Origin of the sequence: Corynebacterium pseudokroppenstedtii (assembly GCF_019754945.1) — a bacterium.
In the GTDB taxonomy this organism is placed as follows: domain Bacteria; phylum Actinomycetota; class Actinomycetes; order Mycobacteriales; family Mycobacteriaceae; genus Corynebacterium; species Corynebacterium pseudokroppenstedtii.
In genome coordinates this window covers 235,191-252,864 of record NZ_JAEUWU010000004.1, presented here as the reverse complement: position 1 = coordinate 252,864, position 17,674 = coordinate 235,191, and the positions used below count along the sequence as shown (strand labels likewise).

The following is a 17,674-nucleotide window of genomic DNA, read 5'->3' as shown; positions in this document are numbered from 1 at the left end:
TTTTTAATGGCCTAGCCGTATGATTTGCAACACAATCGTGCATGAAGAGAAGGCTGCAAGAAGAAGGAAAACTGCCTGCTCACCGACTTATCGGTGAGCTCAAAGAGACAGTCGATGGATGCCATCCACAAGATGGCAGTGACGTTCGTTACATATCCGAGACGACGTATGACGCAGCAGCGGTGAGTCCCGCCACTGTCAGAACAGAGGGCCACGCCCCAATTTTCTTGGCTAGCGGGTGCGACGCCCCGAACGCGGCCAAGTAGGCGGCGCCGAGCGCTCCAGCCTTCGCCGGGCCTCTCTTAGCAAGCCAGGTCCGCCCAGCATAGAGGCCAGCTGCACCAAGAACGACGCCTCCCAGCGGCCGGATCCCAGTTTCGCGCGCGGTGATCCATCCGCCGATCAAGCCCGTCGCAACGATAGGTGCCGTATCAACGTACTTGGCTTTCTTTAAAGTCCAGTTAGTTTTTGCCATATCAGTCAAAATACACGTCTTCTGGCTTCAGCGACTCGGCGCGGCGCGGTTGTGATTCCGCATTCTCCACATAATGAGCAGCATGGGGAATAAATGAGTGAGACTGCTCATCGGCCAGCTGCCGTTTGACCTTCGCCGGAACGCCCGCAGCAAGCGACTGTGCAGGGATTTCTTGTCCTTCCAGCACCACTGCGGCAGCGGCGATCAAGCTCCCCTCGTGGATCACGCTGTGGGAGAGCAACGCAGATTTCATCCCCACGAGCACCCCATTTTCCACAGTGGAGCCATGCACCAGCGCCATATGTCCGACGGTGACATCGTCGCCCAGTGTGCAGGGCGCATCACTATCGACGTGGAGAACGCTGTTGTCCTGAATATTCGTGCGTTCCCCAATTCGAATCGAGTTCACATCGCCACGCAGAACGCAGCCGTAATACACGCTGGAGTGCGCACCGATTTCAACATCACCAATCAATGTGGCATTGGGTGCAATCCACGCGGTCCGGTGGACTCGCGGCCGCTTCCCATTGAAGGGGAGAAGTAGCGGACCGTCCGTGGACGACGCCGTTTGTGGAGCGAAAGCCGAGTTTTCCATATCTCCATACTAGAAAGCCGCGAGAACCGGGGGGTAGCCGGCACAAGCCACGTCTACTTCTCGCAGCGTTACTCCTCGCGACGATAGACTTCCTGTGCCGAGACCTGGTCGCGAGCCATGATCGTGATGTGGTCAATATTCATCCGCGACGGCCGCGTCGCAATCCAAGCGACAGCGTCGGCAATGTCCTCAGCAACCATCGGCTCGAGGCCACGGTAGACCGCGTCGGCCTTCTCCTTATCGCCACCAAAACGAACCGTCGAGAATTCGGTGTTCACAAGGCCGGGGCAAATCTCACACACACGAACCGGCTTGCCCAGCAACTCCAGGCGAAGCACGCGCGTCATAGCAGCCACTGCATGCTTGGCGGCGTTGTATCCGGCTCCACCGCGGTACGGCTCGTGCCCGGCAATCGAACTGATATTAATGACCTGACCATCGCCACTGGCCTCAACCTTGGGCAGCAGAGCACGAGTCACCCGGAGCGTGCCCAACACGTTGGTGTCATACATCCATTGCCAGTCCTCGACGTTGGCGTCGGCAATCGACTCGGAACCGTGCGCCCCACCAGCGTTATTGACCAACACGTCACACCGCGGAACCTGCTCACAGAACTTATCGACGCTCTCCTGATCGGTGACGTCCAGCGGCAGGGCGACGGCGTCAATACCCTCGGCGACGGCTTTTAGCTTCTCGACGCGCCGGGCACCGATGTAGACGGTGTATCCCGCGTCGGCCAGCGCCTTTGCGGACGCCGCGCCGATGCCGGAACTTGCGCCCGTAATGACGGCTACAGGTTTGGTGCCCTCGCCATGAGCGCCAGAATCGTTATTGGTAGCGGAAGAAGCGTCTTTAGAAGGTGATGTCATAAATAATTCTCCAAAGTTGCGACTATTTTTAAGGGTTTTACAGGTTAAAGATTGTACGGGTCGTGGGGGACACACGTGCCCCGCTCGACGGAATGCGCCCCCACCGCGCCACTACTGAATAGCGACTTTTTGATCCAATGTCGTCAGCGCCTTATCCAGGATCTCAAGGCCCCGGCGAGCAACGTCGTCGGGAATATTGAGGGCGGGGCAAATGTGGATACGGTTCATGTTTTGGAACACGACCAAGCCGTTCTCACGGCACTCCGCAACGAGCTCCTTGACTTCGGGTGCGGTGGTTCCATACGCACCGAGTGGCTCGCGGGTTTCCTGGTCCTTCACCAGCTCGACCGCCCAGAAGCAACCAAGGCCTCGGATATCGCCGATGCTGTGGTGCTTCGCCGCCAAATCACGCAACGCAGGGCCGAAAACGTCCTCGCCCAGGCGTCGGGCGTTCTCAACCATTCCTTCTTCGTCCATGGCATTGATCGTGGCCACGGCAGCGGAGGTTGCCAGAACATGACCAGAGTAGGTCAATCCGCCGGGGTAGGGGGTGTGGTCAAAATCGGCGGCGATCTCGTCAGAGATTGCGACGCCGCCCAACGGGACATAACCCGAGTTCACACCCTTGGCGAAGGTCACCAGGTCCGGTTTCGCACCGAACTCTTCGAAAGCGAACCAGTTGCCGGTCCGGCCGAAACCAGCCATGACCTCGTCGCAAATCATGACAATGCCGTATTTATCGCAAATTTCGCGGACGCCCTGCCAGTATCCCGCCGGCGGCGGCATAATTCCCGCAGTTCCGGGAATCGTCTCCATGATGAACGCGGCGAACAACTCCGGCCCCTCAAACGCGATGAGGTTATCCAAGTACTCGAGGGCGCGCTGGCATTCTTCCTCTTCCGTAGTCGCGTGGAATTGGCTGCGATACAAGAAGGGCCCGAAGAAGTGAACCGCGCCCGACGTTCCGTAGTCATTTCTCCACCGACGGTTATCGCCCGAAATGTTCATGGCGATCTGGGTTGCGCCGTGGTAGCCCCTGAAACGCGACAACACCTTGTAGCGGCCCGTGTGCAGACGTGCCAAACGGATAGCGTGCTCGACGGCATCCGCGCCACCGTTCGTGAACAACACCTTGTTGAGGTGATCGGGCAAGTGCGACGTGATCAGACGCGCGGCCTCCGAACGCTTATCATTCGCGTACGCCGGAGCGATGGTGCACAGTTGGTCCGCCTGCTCCTTGATGGCCTGTACGACCTTCGGGTGCTGGTGGCCAATACTCGTGTAGACCAGCTGCGAAGAAAAGTCGATATATTCCTTTTTATCTGCATCCACGATGTAGGAACCGTGGGCCGATTCCATGACAATCGGATCCAACTCCGCCTGTGCAGACCACGAATGGAAAACGTGGGCTCGATCGTCGTTATAGGCGCGTCGACCAACGTCGGACTGGGGTACTGGCACCGTAAACCTCCATGGTGTCGGGTCAAAAAGATGTGCCGTGTCGTCGCTGGGTAGGGCCCAGGTGGGACCCGGGTAGGACTCCGCAACGCACCGGCTCCGCTGAGTCTAACGGAAAAAGTGGCTTTTAATCCCTTGCGTTAACAAATGTTTACAATTGGGCGGCTATCGCGTGGGTAGTCATCGCGCCGGGCCATGTGGTCCTCGCGCCGGGAGATCCGCCCCTACGCCCATCCGAGTTCATGCAGACGGTCGTCGTCGATACCGAAATGATGCCCAATTTCATGGACGACGGTGACAGCAACCTGGCGGACCAATTCCTCTTCCGAATTGCAGTAGGCACAGATCGCTTCTTTATAAATCGTGATTTTGTCGGGGAGAGCAAAGCTATACGACGACGTCCGCCGGGTGAGAGCGACCCCCTCATACAGGCCCAGGGTGTTGGGATTGTCGCGGTTCCACGGTTCGACAACCAACGCAACATTATTCATATTGCGTAGGAGTGATTCGGGAATGAGGTCAATGCCCTTGTCGATGAGCTCGTCGAACCTTTCATCAGATACGGAGATCATGACGGAACCTAATTTCCTCGTTTAGGTGCACGGCTCGGCTGTGGCGGGGGCGGATTGCCATTGATAGTGAATTCACCCTTTGCAGAGCCCTTCAAAGTGGATAGGGAGTTATTGTCTCCCGTTTTAATCAGAGAGCAATTGACGTTCCGGGAGCCACCCTTCCAGGAATCCTCCGTGAGCGTCGTCCAGAACGGTTCAAGCGTGGAGTTGTAGAGCTTGTCATCGCCCCCGATGAATGCTGTGACCGAATCAGTACACCGCTTATTGAGATACTCATTTTGATCTTCAGTGGACGGGTATTCTTTGAACTTTTCACCCAGATCGACGATATCCGTGACCTCATATTGGTGATCAGCATTACAATCCACAACCTGAGCGGTGGCATCCACGGACGTATCACCGTCAGTTTGTTTGTTCTGGTTATCGTCCTTCTTTTCTGTAACAGCGACGCACTCGCCAGGCTTAAACACGGGAGATTGGTCCTGATCAGCGGCTTTGCCCGTAATCGTACTGGCGTGGCCATCGTTCCCCGTCACCTGGAGGCCACACAACAGCGTCCGGTCACCATCTGCCCACGACTTCTGCGGCGGCAAAATGGGAGCAATAGTGAACCGCCCCGTGGGATCAAACTTCCCGCCCAGGTAACTGAGCGTGGGCTGTTTACACAATTCATCACTCAACTCTGCTTGGCGCTTCCGGCTGGGCATACCGGCGTTCGACCCGAATTCACTGGCCGGATAAGCCGCCAAATTCTCCCGGTGAGATACCTCGAAGCGGTGAGACTTGGCGCAGTCGACAGTTTGGAAATCCGACACAGTGCCGTCGGATGAGGTCTTCCAATCCAAACACTGCCCAGCGTCAGCATTAGTAAAGGACTTCTGTTTCGATTCCTTATCTTCCCCTGGTGCCGTTTGGGGGGTATTCGACGCGGAATCGGAATGCTTTTCCTGGGCGTAGGTAAAAGTGCCCGCGGCTGATCCGCCACAGAGGAGTGCGACGAGGCCGACAATGACTGAGGAACGTCGGACTGTCGGTTTCATGCGTCACCTTCGTTTCCGGGGTCGTTGGCTAGGGGTCGTTGACTAATAGCGATCGACGTATATTCGCGGCATGTGCTGCCACATGAGGCCCACTACTTATTATTATTCCAGTACTATTCCTGTACCTTACTTGTTTGCTTTTTGACCGGTTGAAGCTGGACAGCCCTAAAACCATTAAGCTAATGCTGTGATTGATCTGAAACAGCTTCGTGATGACCCCGACCGTGTACGTGAATCCCAGCGCACCCGTGGCGAAGACCCCGGCCTCGTCGACCAACTCCTCCAGGCTGACCAGGCCCGACGTGAGGCTATTTCCGCTGCCGACGCCGCACGCACAGAACACAAGGCCTACACAAAATCCATGGGCAAGAAGATGCGCGACGCATCCCCCGAGGAAAAAGAGAGCCTGCGCGCCCGGGGAACGGAACTGTCCAACGTCGTGAAGGAAAAAGAAGAAGCTCAGCGCGTTGCTGAAGCTTCGGTTCACGACCTACAGATGCAGATCTCCAATATCGTGGAAGGCGCACCGGCCGGCGGGGAGGAAGATTTCGTCGTTCTCGAAAAAGTGGGGACCCCGCCGCAATTCGACTTCGAGCCGAAAGACCACCTCGAGCTCGGAGAATCCCTGGGGATTATCGATATGGAGCGCGGTGCGAAAGTATCGGGTTCGCGCTTTTACTTCCTCAAAGGTGCAGGTGCTCTGCTGCAGCTCGGTATGCTTCAGCTTGCTGCACAGAAGGCCGTGCAGCACGGGTTTGAACTGATGATCACCCCAGTCATTGTTAATCCGGAGTCGATGTCGGGCACCGGTTTCCTGGGGCAGCACGCCGACGAGATTTACTACTTGCAGGAGGATAACCAGTACTTGGTGGGCACCTCCGAAGTTGCGTTAGCGGGCTACCACAGCAAGGAGATTATCGATCTTTCCGTTGGTCCGAAGCGCTACGCAGGCTGGTCCTCGTGCTTCCGTCGTGAGGCTGGATCATACGGCAAGGACACGCGGGGAATTCTTCGCGTGCACCAGTTCGACAAGGTCGAAATGTTCAGCTACTGCAAACCGGAGGACGCGGCCGCCGAACACCAGAAGCTATTAAGAATGGAGCGAGAGATGCTCGCCGCCGTCGAGGTTCCGTATCGCATTATCGACGTTGCTGGTGGTGATTTAGGCTCCTCGGCAGCGCGGAAGTTCGATACTGAGGCATGGGTGCCGACGCAGAATACGTATCGCGAATTAACGTCGACCAGTAACTGCACCACATTCCAGGCTCGTCGGCTGGGGATCCGCTACCGCGATGAGAACAATAAGACGCAGATTGCGGCGACGCTTAATGGCACCTTAGCGACGACGCGCTGGTTGGTGGCCATTTTGGAGAACAACCAGCAGGCGGACGGGTCGGTGAAGGTCCCGGCGGCGTTGCAGCCATACGTCGGTCAAGAAGTGCTGAAGCCGGTGAAGTAACGCGGGATTAGCGCTCTTCACCGGCTGTCTGTCGGAATGATGTAGTGAAAAAGAGGTTAGTGTAGTTAAAGTCCAACAAAGCTCTCCGCGTGGGGCGAATGCAACGTCTCATATAACGGAAAGCTTTGTGAAAGAGACAGGTTGCGTTCGTTCAAGAGAACGTAACCTGTACGTATTTACGGGGAGGTACGCGACCCGCGAGTGCTTAGTTGTGCGAGTCGATGAAGCCGATTGCGCGGTCGATGACTTCGTCGCGGGAGGGCTCGTTCATCGTTTCATGCATGGATCCCTTCCACAGGACCATGTGCTTGTCGGTGGATCCGACTGCGTTGTACCAGTTGATATCGAGCGGGTAGGGAACCAACCCGTCGGTATCGCCGTGCATAATGAGCGTCGGCTTCGTGTAGTTCTTAGCGTGCGCTCCGGTGTAGAGCAGGGCAGATGCTATCTGGTACAGCGTCGATACGTTCAGCGTCTTGCTGTTGAGCGGATCGTTAGAGAGCTGGTCACGAACATCCGGATCCGAGACGACACCGAGCTTAAAGGAATTAGGTACATCGACATTCTTGAGCGGCTCAGGGGATTCGATCGGCTTGCCCGCGTCCGGTGGCAACTTCACGCCGAACTGGTCCAGAACGCCCTGGACGTTATATCCCAGCATGGCGTCGAGTGGTTCAAACGGCCGCTTACCGTCGTTCGGCAGGTACGGCCCGACGAAGAACGGGTAGGACTGGCCATCGGCGTGCTTGTACTCCGGCATCAGCGTGTTCTCGCCGTAGTTGTTGACCGGTACACCACCGCCGTTGGTCACCGTCGCGTCGATGGTGTCGGGGTAGACCACTGAATACATCTGAGTTGCCATGGCGCCCATGGAGTGGCCCATCATGTATACCTTGCCGGACTGCTCGTGATGGATCATATCGACGAGCTGCTTCATGTCATCGATAACGTAGTTGAAGTTATCGATCAGCCCCTTATGAACGTTGTTGTACGGCTCTGCAGAACGGCCGTGACCGCGGTGGTCCAGGCGGTAAACGTTATACCCGGCCAAATTTAAGCGATACGCGATGTAGTCGTAACGTTGTTGGTTCTCCGCCAGACCGTGGATGAGAGCGATGTTTCCCTTGGCGTTGGGAATGATGTTTTTCTTCCAGTAGATCTGGGTGCCTTTGCCATCGGTCGACGTGAACGTGCCGTCAGTGACCTGAGCGTCGGGGGCGACCATGCCGGTGATGCGGCCGGGGTAGGTGTTGTAGGTGCGTACGACTCCGTCGGGGTTGGCTTCGGCGGCGGCAATGGTGCCCGAACCGAAGATCACTGCAAGCGAGAGAACAGCGGCGCCGCTGGCCTTCTTGAGGGACGACATTTTTAACCTCGTGTGGGGAGAAATGAACAATGGTCGGCGCGGTTAATTCTCACGGTTCTAGTAGACAGCTAGAGCGATAATTAACCACTTCATCTATCCGATATCTCAATTTTTCACGGTGGGGAACTTCTTAGAGCGGGAGAAAAGCGGAGGCTTGAAGTTTGCTATATCGAGTTTTCTCCTCGACGGAGGCCTCACTGTTTTTATTCCTCTGGCGGATGCTCCCAACCTGAGTATTGATTCAATCGGTAGATATCGCTAAAGAAAATACTAATGCACTTCAGAAGTTTGACGAAGAAAAAATTTTCAGTTCTACCCCCGTGTGGGGCTGAAGTGTAATGAACTGAGATATCCGCTGTCCCTGCCGATGAGTTGAGTGGGAGGTGAGATGCTTCGGCTCGCCCTTGTGCAGCCTGGAAGTGCAGCACTATTTCGCGTTTTTCCAGGTAGAAGAAACATCTGATGGTGAGATTAAAGCGTGGCCGAGAGGGTGATCATGCGGTGAATAATCGGGGGTGACTGGGTGCTTATTTTCCCGTGAAAGTAAAAATCGGGTCACGCATACGTGAGCGATAGGCTGTGGTGAGAGAGTAAGAAATGACACACCTGAACGACGATTAACTCGATGGGTTGTGCTCTATCTCAAAATGGAGTTTCACGCTAAAGAATGTGGACGCGACAAAAGCAATGTCTGGTGAATGTTGTCACGTAGGGATATATGTAACAGTGAATAAACGATGTCGGGCGTACTTCTATGCCCCGATGCGATCGAAAAACAGCTTGAACAAAATTGTGAATTAAATAACCGGGGGAGCCGGAGAAGAATTACGAATAATCCCCGGGCTCCACGATTAACGGGCTCAAGATAGAGAGCCCGCTTCAATGGCCTACTACTTAGCTGGGCTCGTTGGTGCTCTCCTCCCAGTTGTAGGTGCGTTCGACGGCGCGGTTCCAATCGCTGTAGAGCTGCTTCCGCTCGTCTTCGCCCATCTTCGGCTTCCACACCTTGTCCACAGTGCTCTGTTCCTTGAGCTCATTGAGTGAATCCCAGAACCCAGCGGACAGACCAGCCGCGTACGCTGCACCCAGTGCGGTGGTCTCAATGTTCTTAGGACGAACGACCTCGGTGTTGATGATGTCGGACTGGAATTGCATGAGGAATTCGTTCATAACCATTCCTCCGTCGACTTTCAGGGAATTAATATCTACGCCTGAGTCCGAAACCATGGCATCAAGCACCTCGCGGGTTTGGTACGCGGTTGCTTCAAGAACGGCACGGGCGAGGTGATTGCGGTTGGCAAAACGCGTTAGTCCGACGATGACACCACGGGCATCGGGACGCCACCGCGGAGCAAAAAGACCCGAGAAAGCAGGAACGAAGTACACGCCTCCGTTGTCCTCCACGGACTTGGCCATGTTCTCAACAGCGGCTGCATTAGGAATCAGCTGAAGGTTGTCACGAAGCCACTGCACCAGGGAGCCGCCCATGGCGACCGATCCCTCGAGTGCGTAGACCGGCTTTTGATTCTCAATCTGGTAGCACACGGTGGAGATCAAGCCGTTGTCACTCCACTTAGGCTTTGAACCAGTGTTGAGCAACAGGAACAAGCCTGTCCCGTAGGTGTTCTTTGCGTCGCCATTTCCGAAACAGCACTGACCGAACATAGCGGCTTGCTGGTCACCGAGGACACCTCGAATGGGGACGCCAGCGAGTGAACCGCGGGCGCGTACCGTGCGGAAATCGCCGATCGATGGGCGGATTTCGGGAAGCATGGACATCGGAATATCCATCGCCTTGCACAGGTCTTCATCCCACTGCAGCGTCTTGAGGTCCATGAGCGACGTACGGGACGCGTTGGTCACATCGGTGACGTGTAAAGCAGGGTTGCCGTTGTCGCCGTCGACGCCGCCGGTGAGGTTCCACAAGAGCCAGGTGTCGATCGTTCCGAAGAAGAGATCACCTTTTTCCGCTTTCTCGCGGGCACCATCCACGTTCTCCAAAATCCACATAATTTTGGGGCCGGCGGGGTACGAATTCAGGCGAACACCTGTGGTCTTGCGCCAACGGTCCGGTCCTTCGTCGCCAGCAAGCCGCTGTGCAATGTCATTAGTGCGGGTGTCCTGCCACACGATCGCGTTGTAGACGGGCTCTCCGGTGTTCTTGTCCCACACCACCGTCGTTTCACGCTGGTTGGTAATGCCGACAGAAACGACGTCGTTGACGGAAATGTCCAGTTCCGCCATGGCTTCACCGACTGCGCGCCGGGTATTGTTCCAGATTTCGTTGGCATCGTGCTCAACCCAGCCCTTCTTCGGGAAGATCTGCTTGTGCTCGAACTGGGCGACGGTGGCAATCGACCCATCGTGGCGGAAAAGAATGCACCGGGTGGAGGTGGTTCCCTGGTCGATGGCTGCTACATATTTCTCTGGCATGGGATCTCCAAAATGTGTGTTGGATAGTTACTGAGTTGTCTTGCGTGTGTTAGTGGTAACTGATGGGGCTGTTGAGGGGAGTGCTGTTCCTTCGCGTATATACAAGCGCGCCCCGGGCGACACTGAGGGGTCGGGCGGAGCGCACTGTATTCATGATTTATCCGAGGGCTACGGCGGTGAGGCCGGCGGCGACAGCACCGAGCATCGGTCCGACGATCGGAACCCAAGCGTATGCCCACTGTGCTGCGCCTTTGTCCTTAATGGGCAGTACAAAGGCGTACATCAGGCGCGGGCCAAGGTCACGCACGGGGTTAATCGCGTACCCGGTGGGTGTACCGAGGGACAAACCGATAGCGACGATGATGAACGCAACGCCGAAGTACTTGAGCGGTCCCAAGTCTCCACCGGAAGGACCGAGGAGAATGAAGACCAACAATGAGTATGTGGCGATGAACTCTGTTAGTGCATTCCAAAAGTTGTTGGGATGAGCGGGGACGGTGAAGAAAATGCCTTGCGTGGTGGCATTTCCCTTGACGTTATTGCCGTTCTCATCCAGGTTGTTGGCATCAAACAATTGCTTGAATGCTGCCCACGCTAGGAACGCACCAGCCATCGCGCCGAGCATCTGTCCGCCGAAGTACCAGGGGACGAGTGACCACTCGAGTTTGTCGTCGATAGCAAGGGACAAGGTGACGGCCGGGTTCAGGTGGCCACCGGTTTTATCAGCGATACTCGCGCCGATAAACACTGCGAGACCCCAGCCAAAAGCAATGGTCAGCCAGTTGGTGTTGCGAGCCGTGGACGTTCGGAGATTGACCGCGGCACACACACCGTTACCAAACAGCATCAGCATCATCGTGCCGAAGAATTCCCACCCCATGGCTTGGGGGCCTGTTAGCGTTTCCATCTCACCTGTCCTGAGAAGTATCGACGTCCGGGCGAGTATCTTCGACGCTCGCCTCGATCTTGTTAGCGGACTCGTCGGTTAGCTCTTTTTCAGCCTTCTTCTGAGCCTCGACACGATCCGTGAAGACCTTGATCTCTTCCTTGCGGGCCTTTTCATCCCAGCCCATCGTGTCCGCAACCAGCTTGGAGACGGCTTCCGCACATTCGACGCCACGGTGGTCATATTCCATCGCGAGGCGCATACGGCGGTGAAGGATGTCCTCCAGGTGAGCAGCACCCTCGTGGGTAGCTGCATACAGCGCTTCAGCCATCAAGTAGGCCGGTGCGCCCGGGATTGGCTCAAGCAGGGACTTGTCCTTGTCGGCAGGTGCCAGAACTTCGTAGATGAGCGAACCATAGCGGTTGAGCAGGTGCTCCACGGTCTTTTCGGAGATTCCCAGCCGCTTGGCCAGCTGCGGGATCTGGTTGGCCAGTGCGTGGTAGCCGTCGGCACCGAGGAGCGGAACATCCGTGGTGACCGAATCCGGAACATCGAACGGAATGTCTTCCTTGGCGGCGTCGACCGTATCGGCACCGATCACGCGGTAGGTCGTGTACTTACCGCCAGCCACAGACACGAGACCAGGGGCAACGCGGGCGACGGCGTGGTTACGCGACAGGTTCGTCGTCGAGTCCGAGGAACCAGCAACCAGCGGGCGGAGTCCCGCGTACACGCCGACGATGTCGTCGTACGTGATCTGGCGCTTCACCTTGGCGTTAATGTGCTCCAAGATGTAGTCGATATCGGCCCGCGTCGGTGCGGGATTAGCCAGGTTCATGGTCCAGTCGGTGTCGGTGGTACCGATGATCCAGTACTCACCCCACGGGATCACGAAGAGAACGGACTTTTCCGTGACGAACGTGAGAGCAACGTCGCCAGGCAAGACCGACTTCGGGACAACGATGTGAACACCCTTGGAGGTGTGAACGTGGAATTTGCCCTCGACACCGGCGAGCTTTTCGATCTCGTCATTCCAAATGCCGGTGGCGTTGACAAATACCGATCCGTGAATGGTGGTTGTGCGGCCAGAATCAGTGTCGACGATCTTCGCGCCGGTGATTCGGTCCCCGTCCTTCTCGAAATCGACGACCTGGGTGGAGGGGCGGATTGTTGCGCCGAACTCTGCCGCAGTGCGCAGGACGGTCATGGTGTGGCGGGCGTCGTCAACGAGGGTGTCGAAGTAACGAACACCGCCAACGAGTGCGTCTTCCTTCAACCCGGGGGAGAGCTTGAGCATGCCCTTGCGGGTGTAGTGCTTCTGCATCGGCACGGACTTTGCGCCGCCCATGAGGTCGTACAACATGAAGCCCGACGCCATGAACGGGCGCTGCCAGATGCGGTGCTCCAGCGGGAAGATGAATTTCAGCGGCTTGACCAGGTGTGGGGCCAGGCCGGACATGCTGAGCTCGCGCTCGCGAAGCCCCTCGGCAACAAGCCGGAAGTCCAGCATGGCGAGGTAACGGAGTCCGCCGTGGAACATCTTGGACGAGCGTGAGGAGGTGCCTCCAGCGAAGTCGCGGGTTTCCAGAACGGCGACTTTCAAACCACGAGTTGCGGCGTCTAGTGCTGTACCGGCCCCGACGGATCCTCCGCCGATGATGACCATGTCGTAGTGCTCTTTACCGAAATCTTCCCACGCTTGTTCGCGCTGTTCTTTGTTCAGTGAAGTGCTAGTGGCTGAGATTGCCATAGTTGCTAGGTTCCTCCTTCAAGCTGAGCACGTGTGAAAGAGCTGGAATGTAGCACTGTGTAGAGGTGATTCGTCCTCCTTGTTGGTGCCAGGGGTCTGGATCAGGAGGGGTTTTCACCGTCGTTGTGTTACGTAGCTCTCGTACTCACTCCATGAGATGTGAAGGTCACATTATTTACGGTGTCGACGCTATCATCTGGTGCGGACCTGCGTGAGCTTCTACCTACGGTCGCGTAGGTAGTAGTTTCCCTGTGTGAACTACGGGTGGTCTCGTTGGGTGCTGGAGCTATGGCTGATAAAGGTTTATTTATGTCCGTTTGGCGCATTATTTTCGTTAGTTATGCCCGTTAATGACCGGAATTGGGCGGTAAATTAATCTCAAAATTAACCCATTACGGGGGTAGGAATCGGGGCCATTCGATGGGTTTCGGCGCTAAGTAAGCTTCTCTGCAGTGCCCACAGATGACGCATTCGTCGTGTGGTGTACATAAAAAAGCTGGTGAATTCCTGTGTCCATAAGCTCACCGTTAAGATGAGCCCTATGGCAGATCCGTTTTACTTCGGCATTATTGGCCTCGCTCGGACCCTATTCACTCTGGAAGGCCTCCGTTTTCGAGTGACAGGAACCGAGAATGTACCGGCCAAAGGAGGTGCCGTTGTGGTGATGAACCACACCGGTTACCTTGACTTTGCCTACGCGGGAATTCCCTTCCGAAGCTGCCGCCGATATGTGCGCTACATGGCCAAATCCGAAGTATTCGATCACCCCATTGCGGGGCCGATCATGCGTGGGATGAAACACATTCCCGTGGACCGGATCGACGGGAGCGAGTCATACCGCCAGGCTGTGGATTATCTCCGATCGGGCCGTTTGGTCGGGGTGTTCCCAGAATCGACCATTTCCCGCAGCTTCGAGATCAAAGACTTTCGCAAAGGCGCTGTCAGGATGGCCCAGGAAGCCGGGGTACCTTTGATCCCCGTCACCATCGTTGGGTCCCAGCGTGTCTGGACGAAGGGGCACCCAAAACGGTTGGGGCGCACGCGGACCCCGATCTATATCAACGTTCTTTCACCTATCCATCCTGATGGCGACGCGGCGATACAGACCGATCGTCTCCGCGATGTCATGGTCAATGACCTGGACAGGCTTTGGGAGATGTACCTGCAGGACAACGGGCCAATTAAGGGGGACGAATATTGGATCCCGGCCCGGTACGGCGGAGCTGCACCACCGTTCGAAGTTGCTCAGCGTGAGGATAATGCCGTCGCGGAGGAGCGGCACCGCATTCGTAAGCTGCGGGACGATTTGAATAATTTGACGCATGTCGTGACGACGACAACCCGCGACATCGTCAATAAGAGTGTGAGCATGAGCTCCGACGCGTGGGCGAAGAGCTCCGACGCGGTGAAGTCTGCCTCGGTAAGCGCGCGTGATTCCGTGACTGAGTCCGCAGCGGCTTTGAATGAGAAAATGCCGTGGCAAGCCGATGAGGAAACGAAGCTGCGTAAACGCGCGGATAAGCTCGAAAAGAATAAACGCAAAGAGGAGATAAAGGAAGCGAAGACCGCCGAGAAAGAGGCAGAAAAGGCGGAGAAAGCTGAGAAGGCGAAGGCGGAGAAAGCTGAGAAGGCCTCGAAAAAGAAGGAAAAAGATAAGCGCGACGACGGCGCTGAAAAGATCGTCGAGTCTCTGCAGACGAGTTTCGATTCCCTCTATGAGGAGACCTCTAAGAATAATCACGAGGGAGCCTCGAAGATTGTCGAAGCGCGAGATTCTTTCTACCGTTCCTCACGAGAATTGCTTCAATCAGTGCAGGCTGCCACTGCTTCAATGACGGATGCGACGCGTGATGTTGAATGGATGTCATTAGATAAGACATTAACGTCGCTTATCGGGCAAACGAAACAGATTCGTGACAAAATTCCAGCACGTATTAAATCGAAATTACCGTCAGATGTGGCTGCTGTCTGTTCCGATATAGACGGAACGATTCTTCACGAGAATACAATTAGCGACGCTACGCGCGACGTATTCAGCCAGCTCAATGCGCATGGTGTCGAGGTTCTCCTGGCTACCGGTAGGGCGATCGAAGAAGTTGACCCTGTTGTCGAACAGCTCCCGATCTCGCCCGTTGCCATCTGCGCTAATGGTGCCGTGGTTTATGACACGAAGAATCAACGCGTACTCCACGTAGAAGGCTTTTTCGAAGGCGGAGCGGATATTCTCACGCATCAAATTGAGGAAGATATTCCCGATGCTGAGATAATCGTGCGCACAGTCGATAACACTGCTGTCAAAGTTGTTGTTAAAGCGGATATGCCGAGTGAAGATATCGCTGATGCACTCGATGATAGTGTTCGGGAAAGAAGCACGCTCACGTATTCCAACCCGTATGGATCCATAGAACTGGGTCCCATCGGTGTGAATAAATCGACCGGCGCCGAATGGTATTTCCACAATAAGGGAATAGATCCGTCCCATGTTATTGCCTTCGGCGATATGCCCAATGACACCGAATTACTCTCCTATGTCGGGGCGGGTATCACCATGGGGAACGCCGATCGGGATCTTATTCGCGACGCTTCGTGGGTGACTTCCTCAGTGGAAGACGACGGAGTCACCGAGGTTCTCAAATATGTTGTGAAACGTTTCGAGGACCAGGATGAGGATACTGCAGACGAAGCAGATTCATCGAGCCTCACTGCAGAGAAATAAACCCCATCGTGGATATCGACGCCAGTGGACCGGAGCAGATGGGCGACTCCCTTGCGGGGCTTCTCGACGCCGTTGACCTCGCCGGACGTGCGCCTGCGCCCCTGCTCGTCGCCTCTGACATCGACGGAACGTTTGTCACGAGCGCCGAACGCGTCACCCCGCGGTTGACGTCGGCAATTCATCGAATGGTTCGAGCTGGGACGTCGCTTGTCTTGGCCACAGGACGGCCTGCACGGTGGACGCTCCCTGTCATTAGGCAGCTGCCCGTCCGTCCCCTCTGTGTGTGCACGAATGGATCCGTGATTTTCGATTCCGCGCGGGAAGAGGTTCTCACTGCCCATGAGATTCCCCTGGAGCACGTCGCTGATATGGTGCGACGGGTGATGGACGGCGTCGCGTCGGATCCACGGGAGATTCACGTCGGGTTCGGGGTGGAGCGAGTCGGAACTGATCTGTATTCCGAAAAGGATCAGTTCCTCATTGAGCCTAACTTTGACCACGTATGGGAGAGTCAGGGATTTTCCCTGGTGAGCGTCGAGGAGCTCGTGGCTGAACCGGCCGTTAAACTACTGCTTCGCTCACCTGAGGTCACCAGCGAAGAGCTCTACCAGCTTGTCGCGCCGATGATTCCCATCGATAAGGGGCATGTCACGTATTCATTTTCGGGCGGGCTGCTGGAAATCGCAGCGCCTGGTGTGAATAAAGCTGGTGGGTTGGCCGAGGTTGCCGATCTTCTCGGTGTCGACGCGGGCGAAACTGTTGCTTTTGGTGACATGCCGAATGACACAGAGATGCTGCAGTGGGCGCGAATGGGGGTAGCGATGGGTAACGCACATCCGATGCTCCTCGGGGTGGCAAAAGCGGTAACTACCAGTAACGATGAGGATGGCGTGGCGCGCGTTATTGACGCATGGTTCTAGAAGACGCTTCACAACCGAATCGGGTATTTCCGCCCGGTTCACGGTTTGCTAACGTCAGACATCGGGCATCCAACATGAGCCCTAAGGAGCTGCCATGAGCGACGAAGAGTCGCAGGTCAATAACCATCCTGTGGTGCATCTCTCACACGGACCCTACGCTGCGGAAATCGCTACGTATGGGGGAGGGGTACGTTCTTTCACATACCGTGGGCTGCCCCTAATGGAGGGGTATCGCGACGGTGAGTATCCACCCTTGTCTGCGAACGTCGTGCTAGCTCCCTGGCCCAACCGAATTCGGGACGGACGTTTTCACTTTCACGGTCAGCCGTACCAACTGTCGATCACGGAGCCGGACCGGAACAACGCCATTCATGGTTTCGTGAGCGACGTTGTATGGGACGTTGTTTCACAATCTGATGATCCCGCCGGGGTCACGTTGGGAACCACCATCGAGCCTCAGCAAGGGTGGCCGTGGACGCTTCAGGTGGCGTCGACTTATGAACTCTCCGATCAAGGCCTGACGTGTACCTGCGAGATCACACATCCCGCTGACACTCCCGGGACTGGTGCTGCGCCGGTGACATATGGGTTCCATAGCTATCTCAGTGCTCTCGGAGCCCCCATTGATGAGTGCACGCTCGACATGTTCATCCGCAGTCAGCTCCCCCTGGATCTCGACAGGAAACTGCCCTCGGGTGACGTTATCGACGTCACCGGAGGGGCCTCGGTCCGTCGGATTGAGCTTCGCGATCAACTCCTCGACGACTGTTTCGGCCGCGAGGCGGTCTCAAGCCGGGAGCCGACGTCGAACGTATCCCCAGAGAAGGCGAGCGTTGATCTTTCAGCACGGGATGTCGCTCCTGACATCCGCGCGGCGAGGCTAGTCAATGGCGACGGCCACGGGGTGGACATGTGGGTCTCTCCGCAGATCAAGTGGTTCCAGGTGTTCACCGCCGATCCATCGTGGGGCTATCCCTATCCCCGACGAGGCCGCGCGTTAGCCGTCGAACCCATGACAGTGCCTCCCGATGGATTCAACAGCGGGACGGACGTGGCGGAGATCGCGCCGGGCGAGTCACTCGTCGTGAAGTGGCGTATCGGGTACGCGGAGCCATTAACCAGATAACAGGCGTGA

Annotated in this window: 14 protein-coding genes; 4 read left to right on the top strand and 10 right to left on the bottom strand. The window is 56.3% G+C overall.

Annotated features, from left to right (window positions below; all coding sequences use genetic code 11):
* Nucleotides 1-148: 148 nt before the first annotated feature.
* The 6 genes from JMN36_RS08290 to JMN36_RS08265 form a co-directional block, all read right to left on the bottom strand.
* A complete protein-coding gene (locus JMN36_RS08290; protein ID WP_204087899.1) occupies nucleotides 149-475 on the bottom strand; it encodes a hypothetical protein in 327 nt (108 codons plus the stop codon).
* Nucleotide 476: 1 nt separating this feature from the next.
* Nucleotides 477-1,070, bottom strand: coding sequence for a gamma carbonic anhydrase family protein (locus JMN36_RS08285; RefSeq protein WP_204087900.1), 594 nt, complete (start codon nucleotides 1,068-1,070; stop codon nucleotides 477-479).
* Nucleotides 1,071-1,138: 68 nt separating this feature from the next.
* Entirely contained in the window at nucleotides 1,139-1,939 is an 801-nt protein-coding gene (locus JMN36_RS08280) for an SDR family NAD(P)-dependent oxidoreductase (RefSeq protein WP_236881768.1), read from the bottom strand.
* 111 nt (nucleotides 1,940-2,050) lie between these two features.
* On the bottom strand, nucleotides 2,051-3,400 hold the full coding sequence (locus JMN36_RS08275; RefSeq protein ID WP_204087901.1) for an aspartate aminotransferase family protein: 1,350 nt from the start codon (nucleotides 3,398-3,400) through the stop codon (nucleotides 2,051-2,053).
* Between the two features lie 221 nt (nucleotides 3,401-3,621).
* Nucleotides 3,622-3,969 (bottom strand): metallopeptidase family protein, encoded by a 348-nt coding sequence (locus JMN36_RS08270; RefSeq protein ID WP_204087902.1) that lies wholly within the window; start codon nucleotides 3,967-3,969, stop codon nucleotides 3,622-3,624.
* An 8-nt stretch (nucleotides 3,970-3,977) separates the two neighbouring features.
* Nucleotides 3,978-5,009, bottom strand: a complete 1,032-nt coding sequence (locus JMN36_RS08265) for a septum formation family protein (RefSeq protein WP_204087903.1) — start codon at nucleotides 5,007-5,009, stop codon at nucleotides 3,978-3,980.
* Between the two features lie 187 nt (nucleotides 5,010-5,196).
* Here JMN36_RS08265 and serS point away from each other — a divergent pair, with 187 nt between their 5' ends.
* Nucleotides 5,197-6,468, top strand: coding sequence for a serine--tRNA ligase (gene serS, locus JMN36_RS08260; protein WP_204087904.1), 1,272 nt, complete (start codon nucleotides 5,197-5,199; stop codon nucleotides 6,466-6,468).
* Nucleotides 6,469-6,673: 205 nt separating this feature from the next.
* On the opposite strand, the gene JMN36_RS08255 is transcribed toward serS, so the two are convergent.
* The 4 genes from JMN36_RS08255 to JMN36_RS08240 all read right to left on the bottom strand — a co-directional run bounded on the left by JMN36_RS08255 (nucleotide 6,674) and on the right by JMN36_RS08240 (nucleotide 12,903).
* Nucleotides 6,674-7,834, bottom strand: coding sequence for an alpha/beta fold hydrolase (locus tag JMN36_RS08255; RefSeq protein WP_204087905.1), 1,161 nt, complete (start codon nucleotides 7,832-7,834; stop codon nucleotides 6,674-6,676).
* Nucleotides 7,835-8,728: 894 nt separating this feature from the next.
* Nucleotides 8,729-10,267, bottom strand: coding sequence for a glycerol kinase GlpK (gene glpK / locus JMN36_RS08250; protein ID WP_204087906.1), 1,539 nt, complete (start codon nucleotides 10,265-10,267; stop codon nucleotides 8,729-8,731).
* A gap of 157 nt (nucleotides 10,268-10,424) precedes the next feature.
* Nucleotides 10,425-11,174, bottom strand: a complete 750-nt coding sequence (locus tag JMN36_RS08245) for an MIP/aquaporin family protein (protein ID WP_204087907.1) — start codon at nucleotides 11,172-11,174, stop codon at nucleotides 10,425-10,427.
* A gap of 1 nt (nucleotide 11,175) precedes the next feature.
* Nucleotides 11,176-12,903 carry a glycerol-3-phosphate dehydrogenase/oxidase gene (locus JMN36_RS08240; RefSeq protein WP_204087908.1) on the bottom strand — a complete coding sequence of 576 codons (1,728 nt, stop codon included), beginning with the start codon at nucleotides 12,901-12,903 and terminating at the stop codon, nucleotides 11,176-11,178.
* A 541-nt stretch (nucleotides 12,904-13,444) separates the two neighbouring features.
* On the opposite strand from JMN36_RS08240, the gene JMN36_RS08235 reads away from it, so the two are divergent.
* The 3 genes from JMN36_RS08235 (at nucleotide 13,445) to JMN36_RS08225 (ending at nucleotide 17,665) form a co-directional block, all read left to right on the top strand.
* On the top strand, nucleotides 13,445-15,619 hold the full coding sequence (locus tag JMN36_RS08235; protein WP_221924210.1) for an HAD-IIB family hydrolase: 2,175 nt from the start codon (nucleotides 13,445-13,447) through the stop codon (nucleotides 15,617-15,619).
* An 8-nt stretch (nucleotides 15,620-15,627) separates the two neighbouring features.
* Nucleotides 15,628-16,539 (top strand): HAD family hydrolase, encoded by a 912-nt coding sequence (locus tag JMN36_RS08230; RefSeq protein ID WP_236881766.1) that lies wholly within the window; start codon nucleotides 15,628-15,630, stop codon nucleotides 16,537-16,539.
* 94 nt (nucleotides 16,540-16,633) lie between these two features.
* Nucleotides 16,634-17,665, top strand: a complete 1,032-nt coding sequence (locus JMN36_RS08225; protein WP_221924209.1) for an aldose 1-epimerase family protein — start codon at nucleotides 16,634-16,636, stop codon at nucleotides 17,663-17,665.
* Nucleotides 17,666-17,674: the final 9 nt, after the last annotated feature.

Coding starts and splice junctions, on each gene's coding strand:
- JMN36_RS08255 (WP_204087905.1), bottom strand. CDS start 7,834: ATGTCGTCCCTCAAGAAGGCCAGCGGCGCCGCTGTTCTCTCGCTTGCA.
- glpK (WP_204087906.1), bottom strand. CDS start 10,267: ATGCCAGAGAAATATGTAGCAGCCATCGACCAGGGAACCACCTCCACC.
- JMN36_RS08245 (WP_204087907.1), bottom strand. CDS start 11,174: ATGGAAACGCTAACAGGCCCCCAAGCCATGGGGTGGGAATTCTTCGGC.
- JMN36_RS08290 (WP_204087899.1), bottom strand. CDS start 475: ATGGCAAAAACTAACTGGACTTTAAAGAAAGCCAAGTACGTTGATACG.
- JMN36_RS08265 (WP_204087903.1), bottom strand. CDS start 5,009: ATGAAACCGACAGTCCGACGTTCCTCAGTCATTGTCGGCCTCGTCGCA.
- JMN36_RS08280 (WP_236881768.1), bottom strand. CDS start 1,939: ATGACATCACCTTCTAAAGACGCTTCTTCCGCTACCAATAACGATTCT.
- JMN36_RS08270 (WP_204087902.1), bottom strand. CDS start 3,969: ATGATCTCCGTATCTGATGAAAGGTTCGACGAGCTCATCGACAAGGGC.
- JMN36_RS08235 (WP_221924210.1), top strand. CDS start 13,445: ATGGCAGATCCGTTTTACTTCGGCATTATTGGCCTCGCTCGGACCCTA.
- JMN36_RS08240 (WP_204087908.1), bottom strand. CDS start 12,903: ATGGCAATCTCAGCCACTAGCACTTCACTGAACAAAGAACAGCGCGAA.
- JMN36_RS08225 (WP_221924209.1), top strand. CDS start 16,634: ATGAGCGACGAAGAGTCGCAGGTCAATAACCATCCTGTGGTGCATCTC.
- JMN36_RS08285 (WP_204087900.1), bottom strand. CDS start 1,070: ATGGAAAACTCGGCTTTCGCTCCACAAACGGCGTCGTCCACGGACGGT.